This window comes from Guyparkeria sp. SB14A (assembly GCF_005096345.1).
GTDB lineage: Bacteria > Pseudomonadota > Gammaproteobacteria > Halothiobacillales > Halothiobacillaceae > Guyparkeria > Guyparkeria hydrothermalis.
The window spans coordinates 28,901-55,510 of the sequence record NZ_SWAW01000016.1 but is presented as its reverse complement, the minus strand read 5'-3'; the positions used below and the strand labels follow the sequence as shown (position 1 = coordinate 55,510).

The 26,610-nt window shown below is 67.9% G+C and carries 26 protein-coding genes and 4 tRNA genes; 7 read left to right on the top strand and 23 right to left on the bottom strand.

Going from position 1 to position 26,610, the window contains the following annotated elements; translation table 11 throughout:
- The 7 genes from FAZ79_RS07620 to FAZ79_RS07590 form a co-directional block, all read right to left on the bottom strand.
- Nucleotides 1-153 (bottom strand): GTP-binding protein (locus FAZ79_RS07620; protein WP_247709524.1); only part of this gene is annotated, 153 nt, incomplete at its 3' end.
- Nucleotides 154-190: 37 nt separating this feature from the next.
- Nucleotides 191-266 (bottom strand) — tRNA-Thr (locus FAZ79_RS07615).
- 113 nt (nucleotides 267-379) lie between these two features.
- Nucleotides 380-453, bottom strand: a tRNA-Gly gene (locus FAZ79_RS07610).
- Between the two features lie 43 nt (nucleotides 454-496).
- A tRNA-Tyr gene (locus FAZ79_RS07605) sits at nucleotides 497-581 on the bottom strand.
- Between the two features lie 134 nt (nucleotides 582-715).
- Nucleotides 716-791, bottom strand: a tRNA-Thr gene (locus FAZ79_RS07600).
- 74 nt (nucleotides 792-865) lie between these two features.
- The gene (locus FAZ79_RS07595) at nucleotides 866-1,708 is read right to left on the bottom strand and encodes a type III pantothenate kinase (RefSeq protein ID WP_136867376.1); all 843 of its coding nucleotides are present in this window, start codon (nucleotides 1,706-1,708) and stop codon (nucleotides 866-868) included.
- Between the two features lie 41 nt (nucleotides 1,709-1,749).
- The gene (locus FAZ79_RS07590; RefSeq protein WP_169303643.1) at nucleotides 1,750-2,559 is read right to left on the bottom strand and encodes a biotin--[acetyl-CoA-carboxylase] ligase; all 810 of its coding nucleotides are present in this window, start codon (nucleotides 2,557-2,559) and stop codon (nucleotides 1,750-1,752) included.
- Nucleotides 2,560-2,777: 218 nt separating this feature from the next.
- Between FAZ79_RS07590 and FAZ79_RS07585 the strand changes: the two genes are divergently transcribed.
- Entirely contained in the window at nucleotides 2,778-3,533 is a 756-nt protein-coding gene (locus tag FAZ79_RS07585; RefSeq protein ID WP_136867374.1) for a MotA/TolQ/ExbB proton channel family protein, read from the top strand.
- A 3-nt stretch (nucleotides 3,534-3,536) separates the two neighbouring features.
- Nucleotides 3,537-4,376, top strand: a complete 840-nt coding sequence (locus tag FAZ79_RS07580; protein WP_136867373.1) for a flagellar motor protein MotB — start codon at nucleotides 3,537-3,539, stop codon at nucleotides 4,374-4,376.
- 8 nt (nucleotides 4,377-4,384) lie between these two features.
- Here FAZ79_RS07580 and FAZ79_RS07575 read toward each other — a convergent pair whose 3' ends face one another.
- The 11 genes from FAZ79_RS07575 to msrP form a co-directional block, all read right to left on the bottom strand.
- Nucleotides 4,385-6,202: a PDZ domain-containing protein gene (locus FAZ79_RS07575; protein ID WP_136867372.1), complete on the bottom strand. Its 1,818-nt coding sequence runs from the start codon at nucleotides 6,200-6,202 to the stop codon at nucleotides 4,385-4,387.
- Complete coding sequence (locus FAZ79_RS07570; RefSeq protein ID WP_136867371.1) at nucleotides 6,202-6,762, bottom strand: peptidylprolyl isomerase; 561 nt, start codon at nucleotides 6,760-6,762, stop codon at nucleotides 6,202-6,204. The genes FAZ79_RS07575 and FAZ79_RS07570 overlap by 1 nt, the downstream gene beginning before the upstream one ends.
- Before the next feature lie 285 nt (nucleotides 6,763-7,047).
- Complete coding sequence (locus tag FAZ79_RS07565; protein ID WP_136867370.1) at nucleotides 7,048-7,962, bottom strand: AEC family transporter; 915 nt, start codon at nucleotides 7,960-7,962, stop codon at nucleotides 7,048-7,050.
- 55 nt (nucleotides 7,963-8,017) lie between these two features.
- Nucleotides 8,018-8,395, bottom strand: coding sequence for a thioredoxin (gene trxA, locus FAZ79_RS07560; protein WP_136867369.1), 378 nt, complete (start codon nucleotides 8,393-8,395; stop codon nucleotides 8,018-8,020).
- A gap of 103 nt (nucleotides 8,396-8,498) precedes the next feature.
- Nucleotides 8,499-9,116 (bottom strand): LON peptidase substrate-binding domain-containing protein, encoded by a 618-nt coding sequence (locus FAZ79_RS07555; RefSeq protein WP_169303642.1) that lies wholly within the window; start codon nucleotides 9,114-9,116, stop codon nucleotides 8,499-8,501.
- Nucleotides 9,106-9,735 carry a flavin prenyltransferase UbiX gene (locus FAZ79_RS07550; protein ID WP_136867367.1) on the bottom strand — a complete coding sequence of 210 codons (630 nt, stop codon included), beginning with the start codon at nucleotides 9,733-9,735 and terminating at the stop codon, nucleotides 9,106-9,108. The genes FAZ79_RS07555 and FAZ79_RS07550 overlap by 11 nt, the downstream gene beginning before the upstream one ends.
- Nucleotides 9,732-11,096, bottom strand: coding sequence for a UDP-N-acetylmuramate:L-alanyl-gamma-D-glutamyl-meso-diaminopimelate ligase (gene mpl, locus FAZ79_RS07545; RefSeq protein WP_282097232.1), 1,365 nt, complete (start codon nucleotides 11,094-11,096; stop codon nucleotides 9,732-9,734). The genes FAZ79_RS07550 and mpl overlap by 4 nt, the downstream gene beginning before the upstream one ends.
- A 7-nt stretch (nucleotides 11,097-11,103) precedes the next feature.
- On the bottom strand, nucleotides 11,104-11,676 hold the full coding sequence (locus FAZ79_RS07540; RefSeq protein ID WP_136867366.1) for a hypothetical protein: 573 nt from the start codon (nucleotides 11,674-11,676) through the stop codon (nucleotides 11,104-11,106).
- 146 nt (nucleotides 11,677-11,822) lie between these two features.
- Nucleotides 11,823-12,950: an FAD-dependent oxidoreductase gene (locus FAZ79_RS07535; protein WP_136867365.1), complete on the bottom strand. Its 1,128-nt coding sequence runs from the start codon at nucleotides 12,948-12,950 to the stop codon at nucleotides 11,823-11,825.
- A gap of 78 nt (nucleotides 12,951-13,028) precedes the next feature.
- Nucleotides 13,029-13,646: a protein-methionine-sulfoxide reductase heme-binding subunit MsrQ gene (locus FAZ79_RS07530; RefSeq protein ID WP_136867364.1), complete on the bottom strand. Its 618-nt coding sequence runs from the start codon at nucleotides 13,644-13,646 to the stop codon at nucleotides 13,029-13,031.
- Nucleotides 13,646-14,587 (bottom strand): protein-methionine-sulfoxide reductase catalytic subunit MsrP, encoded by a 942-nt coding sequence (gene msrP, locus FAZ79_RS07525; RefSeq protein WP_136867363.1) that lies wholly within the window; start codon nucleotides 14,585-14,587, stop codon nucleotides 13,646-13,648. Before msrP ends, FAZ79_RS07530 begins: the two co-directional genes overlap by 1 nt.
- A 164-nt stretch (nucleotides 14,588-14,751) precedes the next feature.
- Here msrP and FAZ79_RS07520 point away from each other — a divergent pair, with 164 nt between their 5' ends.
- On the top strand, nucleotides 14,752-15,753 hold the full coding sequence (locus tag FAZ79_RS07520; RefSeq protein ID WP_169303641.1) for a phosphotransferase: 1,002 nt from the start codon (nucleotides 14,752-14,754) through the stop codon (nucleotides 15,751-15,753).
- A gap of 22 nt (nucleotides 15,754-15,775) precedes the next feature.
- Nucleotides 15,776-16,462: an N-acetylmuramate alpha-1-phosphate uridylyltransferase MurU gene (gene murU / locus FAZ79_RS07515; protein ID WP_136867382.1), complete on the top strand. Its 687-nt coding sequence runs from the start codon at nucleotides 15,776-15,778 to the stop codon at nucleotides 16,460-16,462.
- Between the two features lie 275 nt (nucleotides 16,463-16,737).
- Here murU and FAZ79_RS07510 read toward each other — a convergent pair whose 3' ends face one another.
- Both FAZ79_RS07510 and FAZ79_RS07505 read right to left on the bottom strand, forming a co-directional pair.
- The gene (locus tag FAZ79_RS07510; RefSeq protein ID WP_136867361.1) at nucleotides 16,738-18,021 is read right to left on the bottom strand and encodes a TRAP transporter large permease; all 1,284 of its coding nucleotides are present in this window, start codon (nucleotides 18,019-18,021) and stop codon (nucleotides 16,738-16,740) included.
- Nucleotides 18,021-18,653 (bottom strand): TRAP transporter small permease, encoded by a 633-nt coding sequence (locus FAZ79_RS07505; protein ID WP_136867360.1) that lies wholly within the window; start codon nucleotides 18,651-18,653, stop codon nucleotides 18,021-18,023. Before FAZ79_RS07505 ends, FAZ79_RS07510 begins: the two co-directional genes overlap by 1 nt.
- A gap of 230 nt (nucleotides 18,654-18,883) precedes the next feature.
- Between FAZ79_RS07505 and dctP the strand changes: the two genes are divergently transcribed.
- The 3 genes from dctP to FAZ79_RS07490 all read left to right on the top strand — a co-directional run bounded on the left by dctP (nucleotide 18,884) and on the right by FAZ79_RS07490 (nucleotide 23,743).
- Nucleotides 18,884-19,951 carry a TRAP transporter substrate-binding protein DctP gene (dctP, locus tag FAZ79_RS07500; RefSeq protein ID WP_136867359.1) on the top strand — a complete coding sequence of 356 codons (1,068 nt, stop codon included), beginning with the start codon at nucleotides 18,884-18,886 and terminating at the stop codon, nucleotides 19,949-19,951.
- 182 nt (nucleotides 19,952-20,133) lie between these two features.
- Nucleotides 20,134-21,282, top strand: a complete 1,149-nt coding sequence (locus FAZ79_RS07495) for an acetate/propionate family kinase (protein WP_169303640.1) — start codon at nucleotides 20,134-20,136, stop codon at nucleotides 21,280-21,282.
- Between the two features lie 82 nt (nucleotides 21,283-21,364).
- Nucleotides 21,365-23,743: a phosphoketolase family protein gene (locus FAZ79_RS07490; RefSeq protein WP_136867357.1), complete on the top strand. Its 2,379-nt coding sequence runs from the start codon at nucleotides 21,365-21,367 to the stop codon at nucleotides 23,741-23,743.
- Nucleotides 23,744-23,809: 66 nt separating this feature from the next.
- Here FAZ79_RS07490 and FAZ79_RS07485 read toward each other — a convergent pair whose 3' ends face one another.
- The 3 genes from FAZ79_RS07485 to ppx form a co-directional block, all read right to left on the bottom strand.
- Nucleotides 23,810-24,340, bottom strand: a complete 531-nt coding sequence (locus tag FAZ79_RS07485) for a DsrE family protein (RefSeq protein ID WP_211238819.1) — start codon at nucleotides 24,338-24,340, stop codon at nucleotides 23,810-23,812.
- A gap of 91 nt (nucleotides 24,341-24,431) precedes the next feature.
- Nucleotides 24,432-24,839, bottom strand: a complete 408-nt coding sequence (locus FAZ79_RS07480) for a hypothetical protein (protein ID WP_136867356.1) — start codon at nucleotides 24,837-24,839, stop codon at nucleotides 24,432-24,434.
- Between the two features lie 12 nt (nucleotides 24,840-24,851).
- Nucleotides 24,852-26,363 (bottom strand): exopolyphosphatase, encoded by a 1,512-nt coding sequence (ppx, locus tag FAZ79_RS07475; protein ID WP_136867355.1) that lies wholly within the window; start codon nucleotides 26,361-26,363, stop codon nucleotides 24,852-24,854.
- Between the last annotated feature and the right edge of the window lie 247 nt (nucleotides 26,364-26,610).

Here is a 26,610-nt window from a genome sequence, read left to right as displayed (position 1 = left end):
GTCGATCTGGTCGAACGCCATGCCCTGGCCACCGTAGGTGGAGGACATCACGTGCGTGATCGCCGCGGTCAGCGTGGTCTTGCCGTGGTCTACGTGACCGATCGTGCCGACGTTTACGTGCGGCTTGCTACGTTCGAACTTTTCCTTAGACATCGCATCCTCCGCCAACCGGGACAAGCAAATGGGAATGTGGAGCTCATGACCGGATTTGAACCGGTGACCTCGTCCTTACCAAGGACGTGCTCTACCAACTGAGCTACATGAGCAAAGCATGAGTCGACGGCGTGCCGCCGACGCAATCTCTAACAACAGATGCGACCCGCGAACGGGTCGCGTCGGTCCGTTCCGGACCCCGGTCTGACGACCCGGGTCACAGGACTGGAGCGGGTGATGGGAATCGAACCCACGTCATCAGCTTGGAAGGCTGAGGTTCTACCATTGAACTACACCCGCAGACCGTTTGAATCCCGCAAGCGGTTGCGAGATTCGTCTTGTCTGGTGGTGGGGGCAGGATTCGAACCTGCGAAGGCTGAGCCGGCAGATTTACAGTCTGCTCCCGTTGACCGCTTGGGTACCCCACCCGGGAAGCGCGCCATTCTTCACAAAAAGGACCGGGCTGTCAACACCCGGCCCAGGACTTGGGCATCACGACTTGGGCGCGCATCGTGATGCCTGCCAACGCCCGCGAAACGGGGTTTCACGGGCGTCCTTCCTCTGGTGCCGGCTGTGGGACTCGAACTCACGACCTACCGCTTACAAGGCGGTTGCTCTACCAACTGAGCTAAGCCGGCAATGGGCGCGCATTTTACGCACAGCGGTGGTGCTTTGCCAAGCCGTGCATCGCACGCCCCGTCGCTTCGTCGCCTTAGCGACGCGCCCGCGCCAACCGCACCACGCCCGACAGCACCAGGTCGTCCTCGACCCGTCGCTCGATCGCCGGATCGATGAGATCGACCAGGCGTCCGGCATCGCCCCCCGACAGCACGGCCAACAGTTCGCCCTCGTCGGCAAGCCGTTCTTGCCACACCGCGAGCATCTGGTTGACCCCGGAGGCCAGCAGCCAGTGACGCCCCAGTTCGATGGCGGTGGCGGTATCGGCACCCAGACCGAGGCGCCGCGTTGCCTCGGGGATCTCTGCGGATACGGCACCCCCCTCGCCCGTCTCGAGCGACTCGACCGCCGCCCCCAGGGCGGGCGTGGTCACGCGCAGGGCCTCGAGCTGGGCGCGCCACCCCGGCAGGATCAGGCCGCCGAGGTGCTGGCCGTCGGCGCCGAGCACGTCCAGCGTGATGGCCGTGCCCGCGTTGATGACCGCCAGCGGCCGGTCGCCATGGCGGGCGTGGGCCTCGATCATTGCGCAGAAGCGATCGATGCCAAGCCCCTCGGGCGATTCGTAGGCCACGCGCACGTGGCAGCACTTGCGCGGCACGGTCAGCCAACGGCATTGCGCCTGGGGACAGATCTCGGCAATCGCGGTCTCCAGCCATTCCCGCCGTCGGTCCTCGACCACGGAGGCGAGCACGATCTGCTTCGGCGAGCGCCCCTTCTCGTCGACCAGCAAAGGCTCGAGCCGGGTGGCCAACGCGCCGACGGCGTCTGGCTCGGTCGCCGGTGGCCAGTCGATCATCGCCGGCTCGACGTCCTTCTGGCTCCGACGCGCGAGATGGGCCTTGATCCGGCTGTTGCCCGCATCGATATAACAGTTCACAGGGTCAAGCCTTCCTTACAGTCAATCGTGAATCTCTGCTCTCAGGCGCGCCCGGCAAGCAATCGCACCCGGTCGTGTGCGCCGGCGCGGATCACGCTGCCGTCGGCCCGCGTGACCGCCAGGTTGCCGTTCGAGCCGATGGCGCCGGCGGTACCGATCTCGCGCCCGCCGTCGGCTCGCTCCACCACCACCGTCTGGCCGAAGGCGTGGTGCGCTCGCGACAGGCGCGCCAGTTCGGCCGGCCAGTCGACAGGGCGCCGCATGAGGCCCACGGCCGCCTCGACCAGGGCGCTTGCCAGCGCGATCGAATCCCCACCCCAGCGATCGCCCAGGTCCGCAAGGGCCGCAGGGGGGTACGCCGCCTCGATCGCCCCGGGCGGTTGGCGCCAGTTGATTCCCACGCCCGCCAGCCAATAGAGCTCGCCGCCGAAGCGGCCGCGTTCGATCATCAGCCCACCGAGCTTGCCCTCGCCGAGATACAGGTCGTTGGGCCACTTGACCGTCGCCGGCACCTCGTGGCGAACCAGCACCCCCGCGAGACATCCGGCCAACGCGAGCCCCGGCGGGGCCGCGGATAACCTGGTCTCGGCCGGCACCGCCAGCGAGAACCACAGCCCGTCGCCCGGGGTGCTCAGCCAGCGCGCCCCGCGCCGGCCGACCCCGGCAGTCTGCTCGGCCGCGATGGCAACGACCGGCCGGCTCGCGCCGTCGTCCGACTCGAGCAGCGCGCGGACGCGCTGGTTGGTGGAATCGACCCGCGCCTCGGCCGCCAGGAGCCAGCCACGCCGCGCGGCCAAACGCTGGAGGCGCGGGACGAGCGAACCGAAATCGAGCACGACGTCGCAATGCATGACGGGCCCCGGGAAGGCGGGCGGAGGATGGATCGTGTCTGGACCGACGCACCCGGGCTGGACCCCGGGAACGCTCAAGTTTTGCGAATCGGGCCCGATTATACTGGCTCGGGCCGGGAGAACGAGGCCACCGCGCCAATCCGAAACACCCCGGAGCAACGGCCCGCCGGCGCGCATCCTATCCCGTTGATCTTCGGAACGAATCCCTGAGGAGCCCCTTGGACAAAGCAACCATCATCGGCATCGTCTCGGCACTGGGCGTCGTGATCATCGCGATCGCCCTGGGCCAGTACCCGCTGGGTTTCATCAGCATTCCCGGCGCGCTGATCGTGATCGGCGGGACCCTGTCGATCACGCTGGCGATGATCACCTTCCGCCAGTTCATCCATTCGTTCGGCGTGATCAAGCAGGCCTTCCTCGACCGGCAGCATAGCCTGACCGGGCTGATCGACGAGATCGAGGAGCTGTCCCAGATCGCGCGACATGACGGCGCCCTGGCACTCGAAGACCAGGAGATCAGCCATCCCTTCATGGAAAAGGGCGTGCGCATGATCGTCGACGGCCAGCCGATGGAGGTGATCGAGCGCACCCTCGACCGCGACATCGAGCTTTCCGAGGAACGCCACGACGGCGGGGTGCAGATGTTCAAGAGCATCTACGACGTCGCCCCGGCGATGGGGATGATCGGCACCCTGGTGGGCCTGGTGCAGATGCTGAGCTCGCTCGATGACCCGTCGACCATCGGCCCGGCCATGGCCACTGCCCTGCTGACCACCTTCTACGGCGCGGTGATTGCCCAGGCAATCGCCCTGCCGATCATGACCAAACTGCAGATGCGCGCCACGCAGGAGTCCCGCGAGCAGCGCCTGATCCTGGAAGGCATCCGCGGCATCCAGGACGGCGTCAACCCGCGCATCCTGCGCGGCCTGCTGGAGACCTTCCTGCCCAGCCGCGAACGCCAGGAGGACGACTGAGCCATGGCACGCGCCCGTCGACGCAAGGTGGGGAGTTCCGGCGGCTGGCTGACCACCTACGCCGACATGGTCACGCTGCTGCTGACCTTCTTCGTGCTGATGCTGTCGATCTCGGTGGTCGACGTCGAGCGTTACAAGGCGGTCGCCGAGACACTGCGCAACTCGTTTGGCAGCTTGCCCACCGAGCGCACCGCCGCCCCTGGCGAATCGGCGGTGGAACTCGCCCCCGGGGCCGCCGACCCCGACAGCACGATCGAGGGGCCGCCCCCCACCCAGCTGATCGAGCTCGACGCCCCGCCCACCGCGGATACCCACCAACAAAGCGCACGAGCACTCGAGGACCTGCGCCGCCAGCAGCTCGACGAGCGCGCCGCCGAGCTGCGCTCGACCATGAGCGATGCGATCGCCGCCGGCGACATCGAGATCGAGACCACCGACGACACGGTCATCATCCGCATCAAGGAAAATGCCTCGTTCCCATCAGGCAGCGCGGACATGCAACGGGCCTTCGAGCCGGTGGTCGACCGGATCGCCGACGACCTGGTCGACAGCGACGACCGCATCGTGGTCACCGGCTACACCGACGACGTGCCGATCCGCTCGGGTCGGTTCCGTTCCAACTGGGACCTGTCGGCCGCCCGGGCCGTGAGCGTGCTGATGTCGCTACGCGACCAGGGCATCGATGCCGATCGCCTCTCGGCGCGCGGCATGGGGGAGAACAACCCCATCGCGCCCAATGACAGCGACGCCAACCGCGCGCTCAACCGACGCGTCGAAATTGCCCTGATCCCGGCCTGGGCGGACGTGGACAAGCCGCAGCTCGACGGCCAGCCGATCGACTAGGGCCGATTTCAGGCCGTCGTGGCACGGGGCGCCAGCCAGTCGGCGAAACGCGCCTCGGTCTTTATGTCCCCCGCGGCGCGCTCGAGCCGGTGCTGATTGAGGCATTCCGGCGCCAGGGTCAGCGTCATCGTCAGCAGCCGCCCCTGGCGGAAGACGTGCAGGGCCAGTCGATCGCCGGCGCGATGACGCGCGATGCGCTCGGCCCAGTTGGCGCCGTTCACCGCAAAGCCGTCGATGGCGATGATGCGATCGTCGACCGCCAGACCCGCCGCCGCGCCCGGGCGATCCTCGAACACCAGCGCGACGCGCGCGGCCTGCGGGTCGCGCTGGTCGACCCGGACACCCGCGTCCGGCCCGGCCTGCTCGGCGCGCGGGACCATGGCCACGCCGACGCGCGCCAGCAGCCCGGCGACATCGAGCGTTTCCGTCGAGCGCAACGCCCGGTCGAAGAACGCAGCCATCGGCTCGCCCATGGCCTCCTCGATCAGCGCCTCGACCCGCTCGCCTTCGGCCAGCGGCTCCTCGCCGTGGTGCTCCCACAGGCGCCGCATCACGTCCATCAGGCTCGCGCCGCGCTCGCGCAGCATCAGATCCAGCATCAGCGCCACGATCGCCCCGCGCGTGTAATAGCTGACGATCGCGTTCACCGCGTTGGCGTCCTGCTGGTAGAAGCGCGTCCAGGCGTAGAAACTCGACTCCTCCAGCGTCTGACGCGACCAGCCCTTGCCGCGCATGGCGCGGTTGATCGTCTCCTCGAGCGCGGCGAGGTATTGGGTCTCGTCGATCAACCCGACGTGGCGCACCAGCCAGTCGTCGAAGTAGCTGGTGAAGCCCTCGAACACCCACAGCAGGCGCGTGTGTGCCGGACGATCAAGCGGCAGGCCGGCAAAGGCCGCCGGTCGAATCCGCTTGACGTTCCAGTTGTGGAAGTACTCGTGCGCGCAGAGGCTCAGGAAACGCTGATATTCCTTGCTCACCCCGCCGGCGGTCACCGACGGCAGGTGGCCGCGAGGGAAAATCAGGGCAGTCGAGTCGCGGTGCTCGAGCCCGCCAAACCCCGACTCGTCGAGCGCGACCAAGAACAGGTACTCGTCGAACGGCGCGCCGTCGAACAGCTCGATCTCGGTCTCGCAGATGCGCGCGACATCGCTGGCGATCCGGTCGAAGTCGGTTTCGGGTAAGGCGTTGGTGAACACCATCCGATGCAGCACGCCGCCGGCCGTGAACTGGCGCTCGACGAAGTCGGCGATCTCGACCGGGTGATCGATCAGGGCCTCGTAGCCGGCCGCGGCGAAATCGCCGAAGCCACGCTCGTCGACGGCGATCGCCGGCAGGGTGGTCGCCACGCACCAGTCCCCGGGCAGATCGCGGCCGTCGATCACCACCTCGTGGCGCGCCTGTTCGGCGCCGTGCACCCGCAGGAAGACGCTGGTGCCGTTGAAGAACACGTGACTCGAATCCACGTGCGCGCTGCGCACCGAGAAATCCGCGCAGTAGACCCGGTAGTGGACCGCGACCGCCGCGTCACTGGGCGCAAGATCCCAGGTCTGCTGGTCGACCGGGGTGATCGCCACGCGCCGACCGCGGGCGTCCTCGGCGTGCTTGCCGACCAGGTGGCGAGCGAAGTCACGCACCAGGTAGCTACCCGGGATCCATGCCGGCAGGCTCAGGCGATAGCCCTGGTCGCTGGCCGGCAGGCGCAGGGTCACATCGAGGTAGCGGCTTTGATAGCCGGAAAACTCGATCCGGTAGAACGGCTCGACCCCGGAGACGTTCCGGGGGGCGGCCTGGACGGTGGCTTGGGCGACGGCTGCGGACTGGCTCATCAGGACTCCTGGTTCGACTCGTGGCCCGGCAGATCGGGCACCGAGGAATCACTGGTCATCAGGTGGTGACCACCGGGATGGACCCGGCCGTGCTTGATCTCGTCCGCGTGCGCATCCCGGATGGCACCGACCCGGGCGGTGAAGTGCAGGCGAAAACCGGCCAGCGGGTGGTTGAGGTCGACCTTAACGGTCTGGTCGCCCACCTCGAGGATCAGCATCTCGATGCGCCCCTCGGGGCCATGGGCCTGGACCATGTTGCCCGGCGCGAGCTCGGCCTGCGCCTCGATGCGCTCGCGCGGCACCTCGACCACGCCCTCGGGGTCATGCAACCCGTAGGCCTGCTCCGGCTCGACGGTCACCTCGATCTCGTCGCCCTCGACGTGCCCCTCAAGCGCCGCCTCCAGCCCCGGGATCAGGTTGCCGTGACCGTGGATGTACTCGAAGCCGTCGACGCGGCTGTCGGCGAGGATGGCGCCATCGTCATCGCGCATGACGTGGTACACGCGCACCACCCGGTCCTTTTCCACCGCGGGGGTGGCCGCTTGCTGTTCGTCACTCATCTCGTCAGTCCTCCGTTAGGGAAACTCTGCACGAATGCCATGCCACTCTGGCTTGGCGAGTCGTTCGTGATCAAGGCGCGATGTCGCCGGCGTGCCGGTGGCCACGTCAAGGCATCGCAACGCGGAGCACGGGCGACTCGCCAAGCCCCGCCGGGCGCGCCTTGAGCCGGGCATATGCTGCGTTGTCGTCCTTGGAAAAGGAATCACCCTTCCGCGGCGGACGAGCGCCTTGCACCTGCCCGGCTCAAGGCGCGCAGAGCGGTATGGCATTCGTGCAGAGTTTCCTTAGATCGCCACGCCATGCCAGAAGGGAATGGTCAGCAGCGCCAGCAGGGTCGAGGCGCTTGCCGTGGTGGCGTAGAGGCCGGTATCCAGACCGAAGCGGTCACAGAGCACCAGCCCGAGCACCATCACCGGCATCGCGCCCTCCAGCACCACGGCGGTGAGCGTCTGCCCGCTGGTGCCGACCGCCAGCGCGAATCCCAGCGCGACCAGCGGCATCCACAGCAGCTGGATGGCCACCGCCGGGCTGACGGTCAGCAGTTGTCGGCCGGTCAGTGTCTCCAGCCGCAGGCTCATGCCGAGCGCGACCAGCATGATCGGCACCACGGCCGCACCGAGACGGTCGAGCCACTCGGCCGCCCAGTCGGGCTGCGGCACGCCGGCCAAGTTGAGCCCGGCACCGGCGACCGCCGCCCACAGCGGCGGCACCTTGAGCAGGGTCTTGACCGGGTGGACCTCCTCGTCGCTGTCGCCGAAGCGCGCGGCGAGCAGGATGCCCACCGACAGCAGCAGCGGCGTGCAGGCGAACAGGTCGTACTGGATCGCGACCGCCTGGCCGGCATCGCCGAACAGGCTGTCGAGCAACGGCAGCCCCATGTAGGTCGCGTTGGGAAAGCTCGCTGCCAGCAGCAGCGCGCCGAACTGCGGCCGGGTCAGCGGCATCACCCGCCCGACGGCATACATCAGCATCAGCGAGCCGATCACCGCCACGGCGGCCGTGCCGGCGATGCGCAGGGTGTCCACGCCCAGCGGCGCGCGCCACAGCACCGCGAACACCAGCGCCGGCAGGAACAGGTAGTAGACCGAGGAGGTCAGGGCCCCGCGGGCGCGGTCGGCGCTCCACCCGCCCAACGGCAGGTAGCGCCAGATGTGGCCCAGGGCGATGGTCCCGGCCATCTGCAGGATGACCGAGATCATCGCCGCCCGACCTCGCCGGGCCGGTCAGCGGACCGACGGATCGGCCGCGCGGGGATCACTCGCCCTTGGCCTCGGCTTCGGCCTTCTCCACCTCGGCGCGCACCTCGTTCATATCGAGGTCCTTGACCTTGGTGATCAGCTCGTCGAGCGCGTTGCGCGGCAAGGCACCGGCCTGGTTGAACAGCAGGACCTGCTCGCGAAACACCATCAGCGTCGGAATCGAGCGGATCTGGAAGTGACCGGCGATCGCCTGCTCTTCCTCGGTGTTCACCTTGGCAAAGCCGACCTCCGGGTTGGCCTCGGCCGCTTGCTCGAAGATCGGGCCGAACGACTGGCACGGACCGCACCAGGGCGCCCAGAAATCCAGCAGCAGGATGTCGTTGTCCTTGAGAAGGCCTTCGAGGTTGTCCGCGGTCGCGGTATGAACGGTCATAAAGACACCTTTGGATCATGCCAGCCCAAGGGCCGGCCGCATGTCGACCCGGTCGCACCGGGTCACGAAATCGTGTTGTTCGGGTTACCCGCCGGGCGACCCGTCAGCGCTCTTTGCCAAGCCAGGCCTCGACGCGCTCGAGCATCGCCCGGGGATTGTCGCATTCAAGCAGCGACTGGCGGGCGGCAAGGCCCACTGGCAGGCGTTCGGCCAGCCGATGACACAGCCAGGCGACACCCGGCACGCCTCGCTCACCCTCGAGCAACTCGGGGTCGAGACGCGCCAGGGCGTCGACCAGGACGTCAACCCGGACCTCGCGACGGTCGCCGAGGCTGGATTCACCCGGCATCGAGTCGCCCGAGTTGGGGGCGTCCTCAAGGAATTCAACCCGGGCGCGGACCACGCCGCGCGCATCCACCGCGTGCTCGAGGACGCGAAAGCGCCGCTCGCCCAGCACCCGCACCCCCAACAGGCCGCCGGGCAGCGCCGTGGTGTCCACGACCCGCGCGGTGGTGCCGACGGTGGCGATCGACGGCGGCCCGTCTTCCAGCCCCACCTCGCTGCCGGCGGTGATGCGCACCACGCCGAAGGGGCGATCCTCGCGCAGACACTCGCGCAGGAGATCGAGGTAGCGCGCCTCGAACAGGCGCAGCGGCAGGTGGCCGGCGGGGAACAGCACCGTCCGCAACGGGAACAGCGCGAGGCGTTGTTCAGCCGCCATCCCGCTCGCCCCAACGGGCATGCAGCTCGTGCGGCACGTCGATCTGGTCGAGGATGCGCGCGACGGTGAAATCGATCAGGTCCTGGATCGTCTGCGGGCGATGATAGAAGGCCGGCGACGGCGGCAGGATCACGGCGCCCAGCTCGGCCAGTCGCGTCATCTGCGCGAGCGCGATCGCCGTCAGCGGCGCCTCGCGCGGCACGATCACCAGATCGCGGCGCTCCTTCAGGCAGACGTCGGCGGTGCGCTCGATCAGCGAGTCCGACAGGCCGTTGGCGATCGCCCCGAGCGTGCCGGTGGTGCAGGGACAGACCACCATCGCGTCCGGCGGGTTGGAGCCCGAGGCGAACGGCGCGGTCCAGTCCTGGCGGGCGAAGCCGGTCACCTGCCCCTCGGCGGCGCCAAAGCGCCCGCCCAGCTCGGCGGCCAGCGCGTCATGTCGGGCCGGGAACGGCTCGTCGAGCTCGAGTGCCGCCACGGCGTGGGCGGCCTTCGAGGCGATCAGGCTCACCCGGCAATTCGCCGCGATCAGGCACTCGAGCAGGCGCAGCGCATAGGGCAGCCCCGAGGCCCCGGTCATCGCCAGCACCACGTGCTCGGTCTCCCCGCGACGCCTCATGCCGCCACCTCGCGCAGCGCGTCGACCAGCCGAGCCGGGAAGCCGCCGAAGCCACCGTTGCTCATCGAGATCACCCAGTCGCCGGGGCGGGCCTCGGTCATCACGGTCTCGAGCAGCGCCTCGACCGATTCGGCCACGGCCAGCCGGTCGCCCAGGTCGGCGAGGGCCTCGGCGGGGTCGAAGGCGAGATCATTCGGCGCGTGCACGTAGATCCGATCGGCCGCGGCCAGGGCGCCGGCCAGGCGTCCGGCGTGCACCCCGGCACGCATCGTGTTCGAGCGTGGGTCGAGCACCGCGATCAATCGGGCGCCGGCCGGCATCTGTTCGCGCACGGCGGCAAGCGTCGCCTCGATCGCGGTCGGGTGGTGGGCGAAATCGTCGATCACACGCACCCCGCCGGCCTCGCCCTTGAGCTCGAGGCGTCGGGCGACCCCGCCGAAGTCCGCCAGCGCCGCCAGCCCTTCGGCGGCCGGCACCCCGGCGAAACGCGCCAACGCCACGGCGGCCATGGCATTACGGCGGTTGTGCGCGCCCTGGATGGAATCGGGCAGCCGCCCGAGCGACGTGCCTTCGCAGAACAGCTCGCCGCCCTCCTGCCACCAGTCGGCGCCGGGAGCGGGCTGCTCGGCGAGCCGCTCGACCGGCGACCAGACACCCTGCCGGATTACCCGGTCGATGGCCGGCTCGCCCAGCGGGGCGATCACCTTGCCCTGCCCCGGCACCAGCCGCAGCAGGTGGGCAAACTGGCGCTCGATTGCGGCAAGATCATCGAAGATGTCGGCGTGATCGAACTCGAGGTTGTTGATCACCAGACCGCGCGGGCGGTAGTGGAGGAACTTCGAGCGCTTGTCGAAGAAGGCCGTGTCGTACTCGTCGGCCTCGATGACGAAGAACGGCGTCTCGCCCAGCCGGGCACTGACGCCGAACCCGCCCGGTACCCCGCCGATCAGGAACCCCGGCGCCATGCCGACCGCATCGAGGATGTGCGCGACCATCGAGCTGGTGGTGGTCTTGCCGTGGGTGCCGGAGACGGCCAGCACGAACCGCTGCGACAACACCTCCTCGCCGAGCCACTGCGGCCCGGAGCGAAAGCGGTAAAAGCCGTTCAGGAGCTGATCGATCACCGGCATGTCGCGGCGCATCACGTTGCCGACGATGATCTCGGCATCCTCGGGCAGCGGCGCCTCCATGTCGGTTTCCACCGCGATGGCCGCGCGGGCGAGCTGGTCGCTCATCGGCGGGTAGATGGCGTGGTCGCGCCCGGACACCTGGTAACCCATCTCGCGCGCCAGCAGGGCCAGCGACCCCATGAAGGTGCCGGCGATGCCGAGGATGTGCAGTCGTTTTTCAGTTAAGTCCACAAGCACCTCATGACGGCAACCCCGCCTCGCCGGGCAGCAACTGCACCGCGAGGGTCATGTAAACCAGCGAGCTGAGGATGAAATAGCCCAGCGCGGTGAGCACGCCGATCGCCGCGCCGAACTCCAGCGTGCGTCGGTAGATCTGCCCGAGCACCACCAGGTTCCAGGCGAACAGGGCGATCATCAGCACCGACCACAGACCCAGTTGCGTGTCGATGTCCGCGGCCTCGGCCCCGGTCGGCTGCATCACCACCAGCGGCCAGGCCACCAGGCCGAGCATGGCCGTGGCGCCGAACAGGGCGGTGAGCATCTGCGGGATGCGGGCGCGATGGTCGCGCAGCATCGCCAGCCCCGCCGAGTAGGCGACCAGCACCGCCGCGTCGGCGGCAAGCAGCAACAGGCCGCCGCCCAAGCCACCGCCCAGGCCGCTCTGCCCCTCGCCCGTGACCGCGATGTCGAGCAGCACACCCACGACGAGGTAGAACCCCACCGCGATCAGCAGGGGCTGATGGCCCGCGGGCATGTCCTCGGGGCCGGCACGCAGGAACAACAACTGGAAGAACAGGCGGATCAGTGACAAGGCGGCGCCCCCGTTGGAATCACTCCGACCGCCGCCGGGCGGTCGGGAAACGGCTGCAAGCCTAGCGCAAAACGGGCGGTCGCGTCTGCGCCCGCCCGCCACGCGCTCGCCAAGCCGGAGTGGCATCGGATTCGTGCAGACCTTCCTTAGCGACGCAGGTCGCGCAGGTACCACCACTCGAAGAATCGCTTCGCCCAGTGCAGCAAGCGGCACGGCGGGGTGACGAACTGACGCTTCTCGTTGCGGAACACCAGGGTCGCCCGATCGAGCATGTCCATCACGCAGACCAGTTCCCACTTGAAGGTGCGTTCGGCCGGCTGGCCGTCGAGCTCGGCCACCAGGTTCTCGGCGGCGGCCACCGCCTGGAGATCGGCCATGTGCGCCTGTTTGGGCGCCCAGTCGGGCGCCGGGTAGCTGCCGGAATCGCCGGCCACATAGACCTTGTCCGCGCCCTTGACCCGCGCGTGCTCGTCGGCCTCGATCATGCCGCCCGGCGAGGTCGGGAACGGCGCGTTCTCGAGCCACGCCGGCCCGGTCATGCCCGGCATGAACAGGATCAGGTCGGCGGCGAACTCGCCCTTCTCGGTGACCACGCGATCGGCCTCGAAGCGCTGCGGCTTGGCGCCGATGTGGGTCTCGATGTCGAATTTCTTCATCCGGTCGAGCAGGCGGTCGACCGCCGACTCGCCCAGGCGGTTGCCCGGCCGCGGCGACGGGTTGAAGAACACCAGCTTGAACTGGTCGCGACGCCCCTGCTGGCGCAGCAGGCGGTCGATGCCGAACAGCAGCTCGAACATGGGTCCGCCGCGCACGGCCGCCGGCTCCTTGGGGTTGCCACCAAAGCCGATGGCGATGGTGCCGCCGTCCATCTCGCCGAGCCGGTCGTGAATCGCCTCGGCGGCATCGATGCCCTCGCACAGCGTGATGGCGTGCTCGATGCCGGGCAGCTTCTTGATGAAACGACCGCCGCTGGCGACGATCAGGCCGTCGTTCTCGACCTCGCCCGCGTCGGTGATCACCCGTCGGCCATCATCGCTGACCCCGGTGACCCGCCCGGCGTGGAACCGCACGTCGAGGCGCTCGAGTAGCGGGCGGATGTCGAACAGGATGTCCTCGCGCCGACGAATCCCCGCGGGCACCCAGATCAGGCTGGGGTAGTACTGGAAGGTGGGCTCGGGGGCGACCAGGGTGATTTCCGCCTGCGGGCGCAGGCGCCGCAGGCGACGTACCGCCGTCAACGCCCCGAAGCCCGCACCGATGACCGTCAATTTCATGCCTTGTCCTCCCACGATTGCTCGATTCCTGGCGCACCAGTCACTGGGGCTTATCTTGGCATAAGGAGTTTCTAATACTCAATCCGGCCACCGACGCATCACCACCAGCCATCGGGTGACGGGACGGGCCAGGAACAGCAACAGCAACACGCCGGCCAGCACGAGCGGCGTGCGGGTGTCGAACTTCACCGAGAGGAAGTAATGCAGCACCACGAGCGCCGCGGCCGGATAGACCAGCCGATGCAGTTGCTTCCAGCGCCGGCCCAGACGCCGCATCCAGCCGCGCGTCGAGGTAATCGCCAATGGCACCAGCAGCAGGAAGGCGATCACCCCGAAGGTGATGTGCTCACGTTCGACCACGTCTTCCCAGATCGCGGCGAGATCGAGTTGCCGATCGACGACCAGCCAGAGCAGGACGTGCAGACTCGCGTAGACAAAGGCATACAACCCGACCATCCGTCGGTAGTCGATCAGGCCGAGGCGCGGCCACAGGCGCTGAATCGGCGTGACCGCCAGCCCGATCAACAGCAGGTAGAGCGCGGTGTCGCCCAGAAAGCGCAGGCTGTCGACCACCGGCTCGTAGCCGAGTTGATGCGTCGGGATCGCCCAGGCGAGATACCCCAACGGCGCCAGCTGGGCGAGAAAGAGCAGCCACCACGCCGGACGATTCGCCAGCCAGGGACGACGCGCGGCCATCAGTAGTGTTTCTTGAGGTCCATGCCCTGGTAGAGGTGGGCCACCTCCTCGGCATAGCCGTTGAACATCAACGTGTCGCGCCGTCCCCAGTCCCCGATGCGCCGCTCGGTCGCCTGGGACCAGCGCGGGTGGTCGACGTTCGGATTCACGTTGGCGTAGAAGCCGTACTCGCGCGGGGCCGCCGCCGTCCAGCTCGAGGTGGGCTGCTCGTGCACGAGGCTGATGCGCACCAGCGACTTGCCGCCCTTGAAACCGTACTTCCAGGGCACGACCAGTCGCACCGGCGCGCCGTTCTGCGGCGTCAGTGGTTCGCCGTAGATGCCGGTCGCGAGCAAGGTCAACGGGTGCATCGCCTCGTCGAGGCGCAGGCCCTCGACGTAGGGCCAGTCGAGCACCGCGCGCGTCTGACCGGGCAGCGGGCTTTCCGGGCGATAGACCGTCTCGAAGCGGACGAAACGGGCATCGGCCATCGGCTCCACCCGATCGAGCAGCGCCTTCAAGGGGACACCCTCCCAGGGAATCACCATCGACCAGCCCTCGACGCAGCGCATGCGGTAGATGCGCTCCTCCGGGGCCTGCAGGCCGACCAGGTCGTCCATGCTGAATCGCCCGGGGCGGGCGACCAGCCCGTCGACCTCGAACTCCCAGGGCGAAAGCCGGTCGATCAGGGCGGCCAGCGCGTCGGCGTTGCGTCTCGGGTCGGTCTTGCCGGTGCCCAGCTCGTAGTAGTTGTTGTAGCCGGTGATGGCCTCCTTCTCGGTCAGCTGCTCGGCCAATGGCTTGCCCTCGTCGGCACGACCGCAGCCGGGCAGGGCCAGTGCCGCGCCGGCACCGACCATCGAACGCAGGAACGTCCGCCGCGCTCGGCGGTCCATGGCCAGGCGCGGGTCGGTGACCTCCCATTCACGGGGTTGGTGCGGGGATCGAATACGGTGTCGCATAACGGACCTCTCGGGTGGCAGATGCGGATGGACGACCCGGGCAGGTAGAATCTCGGGCGTTGTCAGCATGGGTAGGGTCACAGTATTGACGCAACGAGGGCGTCTTGCAGGGACGATCCGACCACGTGCCCGACCATTCACGAATGACACAGGAAACGCCACCGATGCCCGACATCGCCGCCGACCCCAGACGCGATCTCGCCCGCCGCTTTCTCGACCGGTCGGTGACGGGCTTCGGCGATCTGCACGCCGCATCCAGCGATGCCAGCAATCGTCGTTACTGGCGCGCGAGCGGGCCCGACGGCCAGAGTCTGATCGTGATGGACTCGCCGCCGGACAAGGAGCCGCTGGATGCGTTTCTCGACGTGCAGGCACGCCTGGAAGAAGCGGGCCTGCCGGTGCCGCGCATTCACGCCCGCGATCTCGAGGGCGGTTTCCTGCTGCTCGACGACCTCGGCCACCAAACGCTGTTCTCCTGGCAAGCCGACGCCCGCAGCGTCGATCGCGCGCAGGCCCTGACCAACTGCCGGGCCCAGCTGATCCCGCTGGCGAGCGTCGCACGCGACGGCCTGCCCGCCTTCGACACCGGGCGGCTGACCACCGAGATGCAATTGTTCGACGAGTGGTACCGCGCCGGGCACCTGGCCGCCGACTGGTCGCCCGCCCAGCACGCCCAGTGGCAGGGGCTGCGCGACACGATCGCCGAGCGGCTTGCCGCCATGCCGCCGGTGTTCGTCCACCGGGATTACCACAGCCGCAACCTGATGTGTCGCGACGGGGCGTGGGCGATCATCGATTTCCAGGACGCGGTCGCCGGCCCCCTGGCCTACGACCTGGTCTCGCTGCTGCGCGATTCGTACATCGACTGGCCGGGCGACTGGGTGGAGACCGAGATCGACGCCTTCTGGGCGCAGGCGCGCCAGGCCGGCCTGACGGACATCGACCGGGCGGCGTTTGTCGAGGATTTCGCCTGGGTGGCCGTGCAGCGCCACCTCAAGGTATTGGGCATCTTCGCCCGCCTGAGCCGCCGCGACGGCAAGCATGGCTACCTCGACGACCTGCCGCTCACCTGGCGCCACCTGCAGTGGGCGCTCGATCGGGCCCCGGGGCTCGAGCCGCTGCGCGAGCTGATCGCCGGACTGGAGCCGGAGAATATCCGTGAGTAATCCCACGACCACCGCGACGGCCATGATCCTCGCCGCCGGGCGCGGCGAGCGGCTGCGTCCGCTGACCGACCACACGCCCAAGCCGTTGATCGAGGTGGGCGGCAAGCCGCTGATCGAGCATCACCTCGAGCGCCTGGCCGCCGCCGGCATCGACCGGGTGGTGATCAACCTCGCTCATCTCGGCCACCGCATCCGCGAGCACCTGGGCTCGGGCGAGCGCTGGGGGTTGAGCATCGAGTACTCGGTGGAAGGCGAACGGGCCGATCAGGCGCTGGAGACCGCCGGCGGCATCCGCGCCGCACTCGACCGGCTGGGTGAACGCTTCGTGCTGATCAACGGCGACGTGCTCTCGGATATCGACTATGCCGCGCTCGCCGCACTCGCGCTGCCGGACGATTGCCGTTTTCACCTGGTGCTGGTCGACAACCCGGAGCACAACCCGGCAGGCGACTTCGGCATCGACCCGACCGGTCGGCTGGTGGAGGCCTCGGGCCAGGCGCTGACCTATGCCGGCGTTGGCCTGTTCGACAGCGCGCTGTTCACCCACCTGGCACCTGGGCGACGGGCACTGGGCCCGCTGCTGCGCGAGGCGATCGCGCAGGGACAGGGCTGTGCGCAGCATCATCGCGGCGACTGGCTCGACGTGGGCACCCCCGAGCGGCTGGCCGAGGCCGACCGGCGGTTAGGGAATCTCTGCACGAATCGATAGTGTCTCTGCGGGACCGCCAAGGGTCTAGATGCAAGGCGCGGTGCGCCGTGAATGGCCGTCGCCATTCGCAAGCGCCGCAACGCCGCAGATGGGCCCTTGGCGGCCCGCCCGTGCGGGGCTCGCGGGTTTGCCCGCACTCGTCGTTGCCGGCCCTCGACGGGCAATGAGCCCGCCTTCGGCCCGGCGCCTCGATTGCGAACAAACCCGCGAGCCAGAGGCACTATCGATTCGTGCAGAGATTCCTTAGGCCGCCAGCCGCGGCACCTTTCCGGCGATCAGTAGAAGGCGAGATCGCGCAGGAACAGCGCGATCTGCGGGAAGGAGATCAGGAGCACCGTCATCGTGATCAGCATGATGATGAACGGCGGGGTGCCCCGGACGATGTCCATGTACGGTCGTCGGAACACCGCCATGGCGGTAAAGATGTCGTAGCCGAACGGCGGGGTGGCCGAGCCGATCGCCGACTGCAACACCACCAGCGTGCCCACCAGCACCGGGTCAACGCCCGAGGCCTGGATCGCCGGCATGAAGATCGGCGTGAGCACGAAGATCGCCACGATCGGGTCGACGAACATGCAGGCGACGAAGTAGGACACCGCGATCAGGATCAGGAGGTAGGTCGGGTTGGCAGCGACCTGGTCGAGGATCGGGCCGAGGATTTCCGAGGGAATCTGCGCCAGCGAGATGACCCAGGAGAATGCCTGGCCCGCGCCGACCAGGATGAACACCACCGCGGTGATCAGACCGGTCGAGAGCGCAATGCCCGGCAGGTCGGAGAGTTTGATCGAGCGGTAGATGATCATCTCCAGGATCACCGCGTAGAGCACCGACATCGCCGCGGCCTCGGTGGGACTGAACAGCCCCGAGTAGATGCCGCCGAGCACGACCACCGGAAAGCCCATCGGCAGGATCGCCCCGCGCATCGCCTTGAACCGCCCGGCCCAGCCGACCCGCTCCTCCGGCGGGATACCCCACCGCCGCGCGACGTACCAGCTGTAGAGCGAGAACATCAGCATGATCGCCACGCCGGGGCCGATGCCGGCGATGAACAGCTCGCCCACCGACACGTTCGCCGCCACCCCGTAGATGATCGCCGCGATCGACGGCGGGATCAGCAGGGCGATGTCCGAGGAATTGACCAGCAACGCCAGCGTGAAACTGTCCTTGTACCCCGCCTTGAGCATCTTCGGGCGCAGTGCGCTACCGATCGCCACCACGGTGGCCTGCGTGGAGCCGGAGACTGCCCCGAACAGCGTGCAGGTCACGGCGGTGGTGATCGGCAGGCCGCCGCGACGGTGGCCGATGAACGCCCGGACCAGGTCGAGCAGGCGATTGGCCGTGTGTCCCTTGGTCATGATGTCGGCGGCGAGGATGAACATCGGCACGGCCACCAGCACCGACGGGCGCACCCCGCCGATCATCTGCTGGACGATCTGGTTCGGCCCCACGTCCGGGAACGAGACCAGCAGCAGCGCCAGGGCGCCCACGACCAGCGGCACCATCATGGGAAACCCCATCAGGAGCAGCAGGAACATCAGGATGAACATGAGGGTGAGCATCAGCGGGCCTCCTTGCTCGGATCGATGCTCGAGTCATCGCGATGCTCGGCGCCCTCGGCGGCATTGAGATCGGCCTCCTCGTAGACCTCGCGCTCCATGAACGAGCGGTACAGCTCCTTCGAGGTCAGGTTGCGCACCGTGGTCAGCAGGTACTGCAGGCCGGCGAGAAACAGCCCGATCGGCACCAGCAGGTAGAGAATCCAGATGGGGATGCCCAGCGACGGGGTGGCCTGCCCGATCGATCGCACCTGCGCCTCGTAGATCACCGCGTAGTAGGCGAGATAGAACATCACCGCCGCCGAGCCGGTGGTGATGATCAGGTTGGCGCCCTTGCGCCAGCGTCCGCGGAGCTGGTCGTAGATCGCCGACATGCGGATGTTGCGCCCGTGGCGCGCGGCCTTTGCCACCCCGACGAAGGTGATGATCACCAGCAGGGCCTGGTTGATCTCGCCGGCGAACGGCAGACCCTGTTTCAGCAGGTTGTCGCCCAGGACGTTGGCGATGTTGATGCTGGCCATCAGCAGGATGGCGCCGGAAAGGATGATGTTCTCGATCCAGCCGATCAGCCAGTCGAGGCGGATCAGCGCCCGCCCCGGCCACGACCGGGACAGCTTTCCCTGCACTTCGGGCATTGGTGTTCCCCTGGTCAAGCGAGACGCGCGCGCCCCGGGATGTCGTCGATTGACGCGGTCCGGACGACCGCTCGATGCCGCCCGGCCTCAGCGTTTCAGTGTAGTCGCGCCCGTCTTTGCCTGTCCAACGGGCAGGCCGGCGGACGTGCTAAGGTCTTGGGGACTGATTTGCCGGCGCCCGGTCGGCTGTACCGTGAACGACAAGCAAAACCCCAGGGAGAGAGAACGGTATGCAAAGCACACGATTCCTTCACAAGGGCACGCTCTGGATGGGTGCACTGGCGATTGCCGCCGGCATGGCACTGTCCGGCTGCGGCCAGTCCGAGGACGGCGCGGAGAGCGCCGAGGGCGAGCAGGTCTGGCGCTTCGCGCTGGAAGAGACCAAGGGCGGCGTGCAGTGGCAATACGCCGAGAAGTTCAAGGAGGAGATCGAGGCCGCGCACGACAACGTCGAGGTCAAGATCTACCCCTACGGCACGCTGGGCAGCTCGCAGGACATCACCCAGCAGATCCAGAACAACACCATGCAGTTCGCGTTCGCCTCGGCGGGGCACGTCGGCTCAACCATCCCCGAGGCGCAGGCATTCACCCTGCACTTCCTGTTCTCGCAGGACGACGCGGTCAACGAGGAGATCTTCGCCTCCAACCCGGTCGTCTACGAGGAGCTGGGCGCGGCCTACAACGAGAAGGGCCTCGAGCTGTTGTCGATCGTCCCCGAGGGCTGGATGGTCTGGAGTGCCAACAAGGCCATCACCAAGCCCGAGGACTTCGAGGGCGTGAAGATCCGCGTCAAGCCCTCCGACCTGCTGCTGGCCACCTACGAGGACGGCTACGGTGCCAACCCGAAGCCGATGGCCTACTCGGAAATCTACGGCGGCCTGCAGCGCGGCCAGATCGATGCGCAGACTCAGCCGATGTTCGCCATCCGCGACATGAGCTTCTACGAGGTCCAGGACTACCTGATCCAGGCGCGTAACGCCCAGTTCGTCTCCACCGTGATCACGAGCCCGGGCTTCCTCGAGAGCCTGCCGGAAGAGATGCAGGCCAGCGTCAAGGAAACCGTCAAGGAACTCGACCCGTTCATCTGGGACGTGCAGAAGACGCTCAACCGCGAGGCGGCCGAGGAGATCAAGTCCAAGAGCGACATCGAGTTCATCGAGCTGACCCCCGAGCAGGTCGAGGCCTTCCGCGAGAACGTCGAGCCGGTCTTCGACCAGTACGTCGAGATGGCCGGTCCGCGCGGCGAGAAGATCCTCAAGGCGATCCAGGACGCGGTGGCCGAAGGCAACGCGGAGTAACCGCAGCCTCACCATTCCGCTTGGAATCGACACGCAAGGCGCGCCACACGGCGCGCCTTTTTCGTGCCCGGCCAGCAGGATTGACACAAGTGGCTGACAAGCCGGGACTTTTCCGACTAGGATAAGTACCGGCACTTGCCGACAGCGGCGAATGCCGCATGCTCACGGAGAGGGCTGGATCGATGACGACAGACGGGCCGGACAACGCGCGCTGGCTGGCAATCAATGCCGGCTCGTCCTCGCTCAAGCTGGCGATCTTCGATGCGAGCGGCAACCGGACCCACGCGGTCACGGCCGAAGACCTCGGTGATGGCGGTGGACCGCTCGGCGTGGCGCATTCACGCGCACTCGACGAGTTGCTCACCGCCCTGCCTCCCGGCGAGACCGGGCCGTTTCGCGGCATCGCCCACCGCGTGGTGCACGGCGGCGACCGCTTCGTTGCCCCGACGCGGATCGACCCGTCGGTGATCGACGCGCTCCACGAGATCGAACCGCTCGCCCCGCTGCACAACCCCATCGCCGCCGCCTGCATCGAGCACACCGGGCAACGCTTCCCGGACACGCCCCAGTACGCCCTGTTCGACACCGCCTTTCATCGCGACATGCCGCCCGAGGCACGCGACTACGCCCTGCCCGCCTGGTGCCGGGACGAACTCGGCATCCGCCGCTACGGGTTTCACGGCCTGTCCGTTGCGCACGCCCTGCGCCGCCTGGCCGAGGCGACCGGTCACCCGCCGGCGCGACTCAACCTGATCGTGCTGCACCTGGGCAACGGCGCAAGCGTCACCGCCATCCGCGGCGGGCGGAGCGTCGCAACCTCGATGGGCATGACCCCGCTGGAAGGGCTGGTGATGGGCACGCGGGCCGGCGACATCGACCCGGCCATCCCCGGCGTGCTCGAACGCCGGGGCGGCCTGTCGAGCGACGAGGTCGACCACCTGCTCAACCACGAATCCGGCCTGCTCGGGATGTGTGGCTCGCGCGACATGCGCGAGATCCACGAGGCCATCGACCGAGGCAGCGACGAGGCCAGCATCGCGCTGGCCATGTACATCCATCGCATCCGTCACTACCTCGGCGGCTACCTGGTCAACCTCGGTCGACTCGATGCCCTGGTATTCACCGGCGGGGTCGGCGAGCACGACGTCGTGGTACGCGAATCGGTCTGCGAGGGCCTGGGGGTGATGGGGCTGGCGCTGGACGTGAACGCCAACCGTCGCGACGACACCGGGGTACGTGCCCTGCACCAACCGCACAGCCCGGCCGGCATCTGGGTGGTCCCCGCCGACGAAGAGCGCGAGATGATCCGGCAGATACAAGAGATCGACTGACACACGCTGGATATATCCGGCTGCTCTGATGTCGAGCCGGGGAGGCCCTTCCCTCGAACCCGATTCCCGGAGAGGCACGGTCATGCAGCAAAACGACATCAAGGCGATCGACGGTTTCTGGCGCGCGGCCAACTACCTGTCCGTGGGCCAGATCTATCTGCTCGACAATCCACTCCTGCGCGAGCCCCTGGCGCCCGCGCACATCAAGCCGCGCCTGCTGGGCCACTGGGGCACCACTCCAGGGCTCAACTTCATCTACGCGCACATGAACCACCAGATCGCGGCACGGGATCTCGACGCGATCTTTCTCACCGGCCCCGGCCACGGCGGGCCGGGCCTGGTGGCCAGCGCCTGGCTCGACGGCACCTACTCCGAGGTCTACCCCCACGTCAGCCGCGACGAGCCGGGCATGCAGCGCCTGTTCCGGCAGTTTTCCTTCCCCGGTGGCATTCCCTCCCACGTCGCGCCGGAGACGCCCGGCTCGATCCACGAGGGCGGCGAGCTGGGCTACGTGCTCTCGCATGCCTTCGGTGCGGCGTTCGACAACCCGGACCTGGTCGTCTGCGCGGTGGTGGGCGACGGCGAGGCCGAGACCGGCCCGCTGGCCACCTCCTGGCACTCGAACAAGTTTCTCGACCCGGTGCATGACGGCGCCGTGTTGCCGATCCTGCACCTCAACGGCTACAAGATCGCCAACCCGACGGTGCTCGCCCGCATCCCGGAAGAGGAGCTCGAGGCGCTGCTGCGCGGCTACGGCTACCAGCCGTATTTCGTCAGCGGCGAGGACCCCGGGCACATGCACCCGGCGATGATCGAAACGCTCGATCGGGCCCTGGACCAGATCCACGCCATCCAGCGACGCGCCCGCGAGGAGGGCGACACCACCCGCCCACGCTGGCCGATGATCGTGCTGCGCACGCCCAAGGGCTGGACCGGCCCCGAGGCGGTCGACGGCAAGCCGGTGGAGAATACCTGGCGCTCCCACCAGGTCCCGATGAAGGATGTTCGCGAACACGCGTCCTACCGCGAGCTCCTCGAATCCTGGATGAAGAGCTACCGCCCGGAGGAACTGTTCGACGAAAACGGCCAGCCGTTCGACTGGCTGACCGCCCGCACCCCGACCGGGGCCCGGCGCCTGTCGGCCAACCCGCACGCCAACGGCGGGCTCCTGTGCCGGCCGCTCGACCTGCCCGACTTCCGCGACTACGCGATCGCCGTCGAGTCACCGGGCCAGACCCAGGCCGAATCGACCCGCGCCATGGGCCGCTTCCTGCGCGACGTGATCGAACGCAGCCAGGATTCGCGCAACTTCCGCCTGTTCGGCCCGGACGAAACGTCATCCAACCGGCTCGACGACGTTTTCTCCGTCACCGACCGGGCCTGGAACGCCGAGACCCTGCCCACCGACGAGCATCTCGACCGCGGCGGGCGCGTCATGGAGATCCTCTCGGAACACACCTGCCAGGGGTGGCTGGAGGGCTACCTGCTGACCGGCCGCCATGGCCTGTTCGCCTGCTACGAGGCCTTCATCCACATCGTCGACTCGATGTTCAACCAGCACGCCAAGTGGCTGGATACCAGCCGCGACATCCCGTGGCGAGCGCCGGTGCCGTCACTCAACTACCTCCTGACCAGCCACGTCTGGCGCCAGGACCACAACGGCTTCTCGCACCAGGACCCAGGCTTCATCGATCTGGTGGTCAACAAGAAGGCGAGCGTGGTCCGCGTCTACTTCCCACCCGATGCGAACTGCCTGCTGTCGGTAACCGACCATTGCCTGAAAAGCCGCGATTACGTCAACGTGATCGTCGCCGGCAAACAGCCCCAACCCCAGTATCTCGACATGGACGCGGCGATCAAGCACTGCACGGCCGGGGTGTCCATCTGGGAATGGGCCAGCAGCGACGACGGCCTGGAGCCCGACGTCGTGATGGCCTGCGCCGGCGACGTGCCCACCGAGGAAATCCTCGCCGCCACCGACCTGCTGCGTCGCCACCTGCCCGAACTGCGCGTGCGGGTGGTCAACGTGGTCGACCTGATGAAACTCCAGCCCGAGAGCGAGCACCCGCACGGTCTGTCGGACAGCGCCTTCGATTCGCTCTTCACCCTCGATCGGCCGGTGGTCTTCGCCTATCACGGCTACCCGTGGCTGATTCACCGCCTGACCTACCGGCGCACCAACCACCACAACCTGCACGTGCGCGGCTACAAGGAAGAAGGCACGACCACCACGCCGTTCGACATGGCGGTGAAGAACGAGATCGATCGCTTTCATCTCGTCATCGACGCGATCGAGCGCGTGCCCGGCCTCAAGGTCCGCGGCGCCCACCTGCGCCAGCAGATGGAACAGCGCCTGATCGAGCACGAGCAATACATCCGCGAACACGGCGAGGACATGCCCGAGATCCGCGATTGGCGCTGGCCGTCTCTACCGGGAAACCGCACCAACAACGGCGCCTGATCCGAAAACAAAGAAGCCCCGGCCATGCCGGGGCTTCTGACGTCAGCAGGGCACAGCCTGTCCGCCTTACTGGATCTTCAGGTAGGCGTATCCCTCTCGCTGCAGGTCGGCGATCTTGGCTACCCCCGAGCCCACCAGCTCGATGCCCTCGTAGAGCTTGTCCTCGGACAGACCGATCTCGTTGCGGGTCACGTCGCAGAGGTGCACGTTGACCTCGCGCACGTCGATCAGCGTCTGCAGACGCCCCTTGAGCTCGGCGCGGCGTTCGTTGAGGTCCTCGTCGGCGGCGTACGGGGTGCCCTCGAGCGGGTCATCGGTGGCAAACCGGATGCCGTACCCGACCAGCACCAGGTGGACGTCCCAGGGCAGCAGTTTCTGCTCGGCGTCGTTGATCAGGTTGTTGATCGAGGTGAGCGTCGCCGAGTAGCGGGTCGGGTCGGCGAAGTCGACGTGGTAGACGACGCGCTGGGTATCGTCCTGCGCGACGGCCGGCATCGACACGGCGAGCGCCAGGGCGACGATCGGCATGGCGATCAGGCGGGTGGCCCGGCGGGCCATGATGGCGGCATGTTGCAGAAAAGAGGCGATTGCGGTCATTCCCTTGCTCCCTGTTGCGAGGTGGAGAGGGAGCATAGTCGATCAGCGCGGCTCGGCCTGAATTGACCGCGCGTGGGCCTGACTTGGGGAATCAGCGCGGCACGCTGTGCCGGTCCGGGTATTGCCGCTGCGTGTGCACCGCCAGCGCGTTGGCGAGATTGACCCCCGGGTGCTCGGCGCAGAATTCGAGCACCGCCGTCCGGGCGGACGAGGCCGACTCACCGGCCTGGATGTCGTAGGTGTTTTTCAGGATCACATTACTCGCGGTGAGATAGCCGGCGATGAAGCCGTCGAGCTTCCCCTGGCTACCCGGGTGGTTGCCCTCGGCGACCGCCACGGCATCCGCGCAGGACCAGTTGCCCGGGCCGAAGGCGACGAAGCGCCCCTCGACACTCTTGGCGGTCGCCGGCGATGGCATCAGCGCCACCGCCACCGCGGCCACCCAGGCCGTGATCAGCAGGAAGTGAACCCCGGCTTGCGTTCGATCCGTCTGCGCCATGTCTCGCCCCGCCTACCCGAATTGCAGCTGAAAGCCGCAGTTGGCGATATAGGCCTGCTCGCGCTCGAGGTCGGCCGCCGTCAGCGGGTGATCGTCGAGCCAGCCGGCGGCGAACGTCAGCGCGAGTTGATCGCCGTCGGCCCTGGCGCTCACCTGGGCGGGGGCAATGCCCTCGCCCCGGTCGCGGTGGAACAGCACGGCCAGGCGCAGGATGACCGCCAGGCGCATCCCCAGTGGGCGCATATCCTCGTCGAGCGACTCGAAGCGCGACGGCTTGAACTTGCGTCGGTGGGCATGCACCAGGGCCGCGACCGCCGCCTGGGCCGTGCGGGTCAGGCCGGGCATGTCGGCATGCTGGAGCACGTAGGCACCATGGTGGTGGTAGCCGGAATGGGAAATCGCCAGGCCGACCTCGTGGACACGCGCGGCGACGTCCAACCAGGTCGACAGCGGCAAGGCCTCGCTGGTCTCGTCGCTGGTCGCGCCCCAGTTTCCCTCGACCTGGCGCCACAAGGCCGCGGTGGTCGACGCCACGCGCTCCGCATGAGCCGCGTCGACGTTGAACATGCGTTGCAACCGCCCGACGGTCAGGTCGCGCACGTCGTCGAAGTCCTCGCGCTCGACCCAGTCGTAGATCAGCCCCTCGCGCAGCGCGCCATCGGAGATCGCCATGCGCTCGATGCCAAGTGCCTCGAACACCGCGCGCATCGCCACCAAGCCGCCGACGAACACCGGCTTGCGATCGTCGGAGAGACCATTCAATGAAAGCTTGTCGAGACTACCGGCCTTGAGCACGGCCTTGCGGATCTCGTCCAGCCCCGCGAGCGTGAGACTGCCATCGCCCCAACCGTTCGCCTCGGCCACCGTGGCCAGCGAGCGCGCCGTGCCGCTGCTGCCCACGGCCCGTGCCCAGCCCATCTCGCGATAGGCACGCTGGTAGCTCATCAGCTCCAGCTCGGCCCGGCGTTCGGCCTTGAGCATGCGGGTCTTGTCGTACTTGCTGTCGCTGAAGTGATCGTTGGTCAGCCGCACGCAACCCAGCGGCACGCTCTCCATGCGCACCGGCTCGAATCCCTCGCCAATGATCAGTTCGGTCGAGCCGCCGCCGATGTCGATCACCAGCCGTCGGCCGTCGGCCGGCACGTCGCTGTGGGCCACGCCGAGGTAGACCAGCCGCGCCTCCTCGCGCCCGCCGATGATCTCGATCGGGTGGCCGATGGCGTGCTGGGCGCGGCGAATGAAGGTCGAGCCATTCTTCGCCGCGCGCAGGGTGTTCGTGCCGACGATGCGCACCCGCCCGCGGCGCATGCCCGCCAGCCGCTGGCCGAATCGCCGCAGGCAGTCCAGGCCGCGCTCGATCGCCGCCTGCGACAGATACCCGTGCTCGTCGAGCCCGCCGGCCAGCCGCACCATCTCCTTCATCCGGTCGATGACCTGCAACTGTCCCGCCTCGACCCGGGCGACCAGCATGTGAAAACTGTTGGACCCCAGGTCCACCGAGGCGATGACTTCTCCGTCCTGCATAGGATTTCTGCTTCCGGTTGCCGAATTGGCGGGCATGAGTGGGCTGGCACGACAACGTCGCTATCAACGGCTCATCGCATTATGTCCATTTTGCCGGTGGCCAGAAACCCCGCTCGATGGACCGACGGCCTTGCGGGGATCCCGCCGATCCTTTAGCGTAAAAAACACAACCCGATACCCACCCATCATCTCAAGGACGAGAGACGTGGTACTCACCCGATGCCGTCGCGGCGGCCTCGGTCGGCGC

Excerpts from the sequence above, each read along its gene's own strand:
- FAZ79_RS07590 (WP_169303643.1), bottom strand. The coding sequence starts at position 2,559 with ATGCATTGCGACGTCGTGCTCGATTTCGGTTCGCTCGTCCCGCGCCTC.
- FAZ79_RS07580 (WP_136867373.1), top strand. The coding sequence starts at position 3,537 with ATGGCACGCGCCCGTCGACGCAAGGTGGGGAGTTCCGGCGGCTGGCTG.
- FAZ79_RS07575 (WP_136867372.1), bottom strand. The coding sequence starts at position 6,202 with ATGAGCCAGTCCGCAGCCGTCGCCCAAGCCACCGTCCAGGCCGCCCCC.
- FAZ79_RS07570 (WP_136867371.1), bottom strand. The coding sequence starts at position 6,762 with ATGAGTGACGAACAGCAAGCGGCCACCCCCGCGGTGGAAAAGGACCGG.
- FAZ79_RS07565 (WP_136867370.1), bottom strand. The coding sequence starts at position 7,962 with ATGATCTCGGTCATCCTGCAGATGGCCGGGACCATCGCCCTGGGCCAC.
- trxA (WP_136867369.1), bottom strand. The coding sequence starts at position 8,395 with ATGACCGTTCATACCGCGACCGCGGACAACCTCGAAGGCCTTCTCAAG.
- FAZ79_RS07555 (WP_169303642.1), bottom strand. The coding sequence starts at position 9,116 with ATGGCGGCTGAACAACGCCTCGCGCTGTTCCCGTTGCGGACGGTGCTG.
- FAZ79_RS07550 (WP_136867367.1), bottom strand. The coding sequence starts at position 9,735 with ATGAGGCGTCGCGGGGAGACCGAGCACGTGGTGCTGGCGATGACCGGG.
- FAZ79_RS07535 (WP_136867365.1), bottom strand. The coding sequence starts at position 12,950 with ATGAAATTGACGGTCATCGGTGCGGGCTTCGGGGCGTTGACGGCGGTA.
- FAZ79_RS07530 (WP_136867364.1), bottom strand. The coding sequence starts at position 13,646 with ATGGCCGCGCGTCGTCCCTGGCTGGCGAATCGTCCGGCGTGGTGGCTG.
- msrP (WP_136867363.1), bottom strand. The coding sequence starts at position 14,587 with ATGCGACACCGTATTCGATCCCCGCACCAACCCCGTGAATGGGAGGTC.
- FAZ79_RS07520 (WP_169303641.1), top strand. The coding sequence starts at position 14,752 with ATGCCCGACATCGCCGCCGACCCCAGACGCGATCTCGCCCGCCGCTTT.
- murU (WP_136867382.1), top strand. The coding sequence starts at position 15,776 with ATGATCCTCGCCGCCGGGCGCGGCGAGCGGCTGCGTCCGCTGACCGAC.
- FAZ79_RS07510 (WP_136867361.1), bottom strand. The coding sequence starts at position 18,021 with ATGCTCACCCTCATGTTCATCCTGATGTTCCTGCTGCTCCTGATGGGG.
- FAZ79_RS07505 (WP_136867360.1), bottom strand. The coding sequence starts at position 18,653 with ATGCCCGAAGTGCAGGGAAAGCTGTCCCGGTCGTGGCCGGGGCGGGCG.
- dctP (WP_136867359.1), top strand. The coding sequence starts at position 18,884 with ATGCAAAGCACACGATTCCTTCACAAGGGCACGCTCTGGATGGGTGCA.
- FAZ79_RS07495 (WP_169303640.1), top strand. The coding sequence starts at position 20,134 with ATGACGACAGACGGGCCGGACAACGCGCGCTGGCTGGCAATCAATGCC.
- FAZ79_RS07490 (WP_136867357.1), top strand. The coding sequence starts at position 21,365 with ATGCAGCAAAACGACATCAAGGCGATCGACGGTTTCTGGCGCGCGGCC.
- FAZ79_RS07485 (WP_211238819.1), bottom strand. The coding sequence starts at position 24,340 with ATGACCGCAATCGCCTCTTTTCTGCAACATGCCGCCATCATGGCCCGC.
- FAZ79_RS07480 (WP_136867356.1), bottom strand. The coding sequence starts at position 24,839 with ATGGCGCAGACGGATCGAACGCAAGCCGGGGTTCACTTCCTGCTGATC.
- ppx (WP_136867355.1), bottom strand. The coding sequence starts at position 26,363 with ATGCAGGACGGAGAAGTCATCGCCTCGGTGGACCTGGGGTCCAACAGT.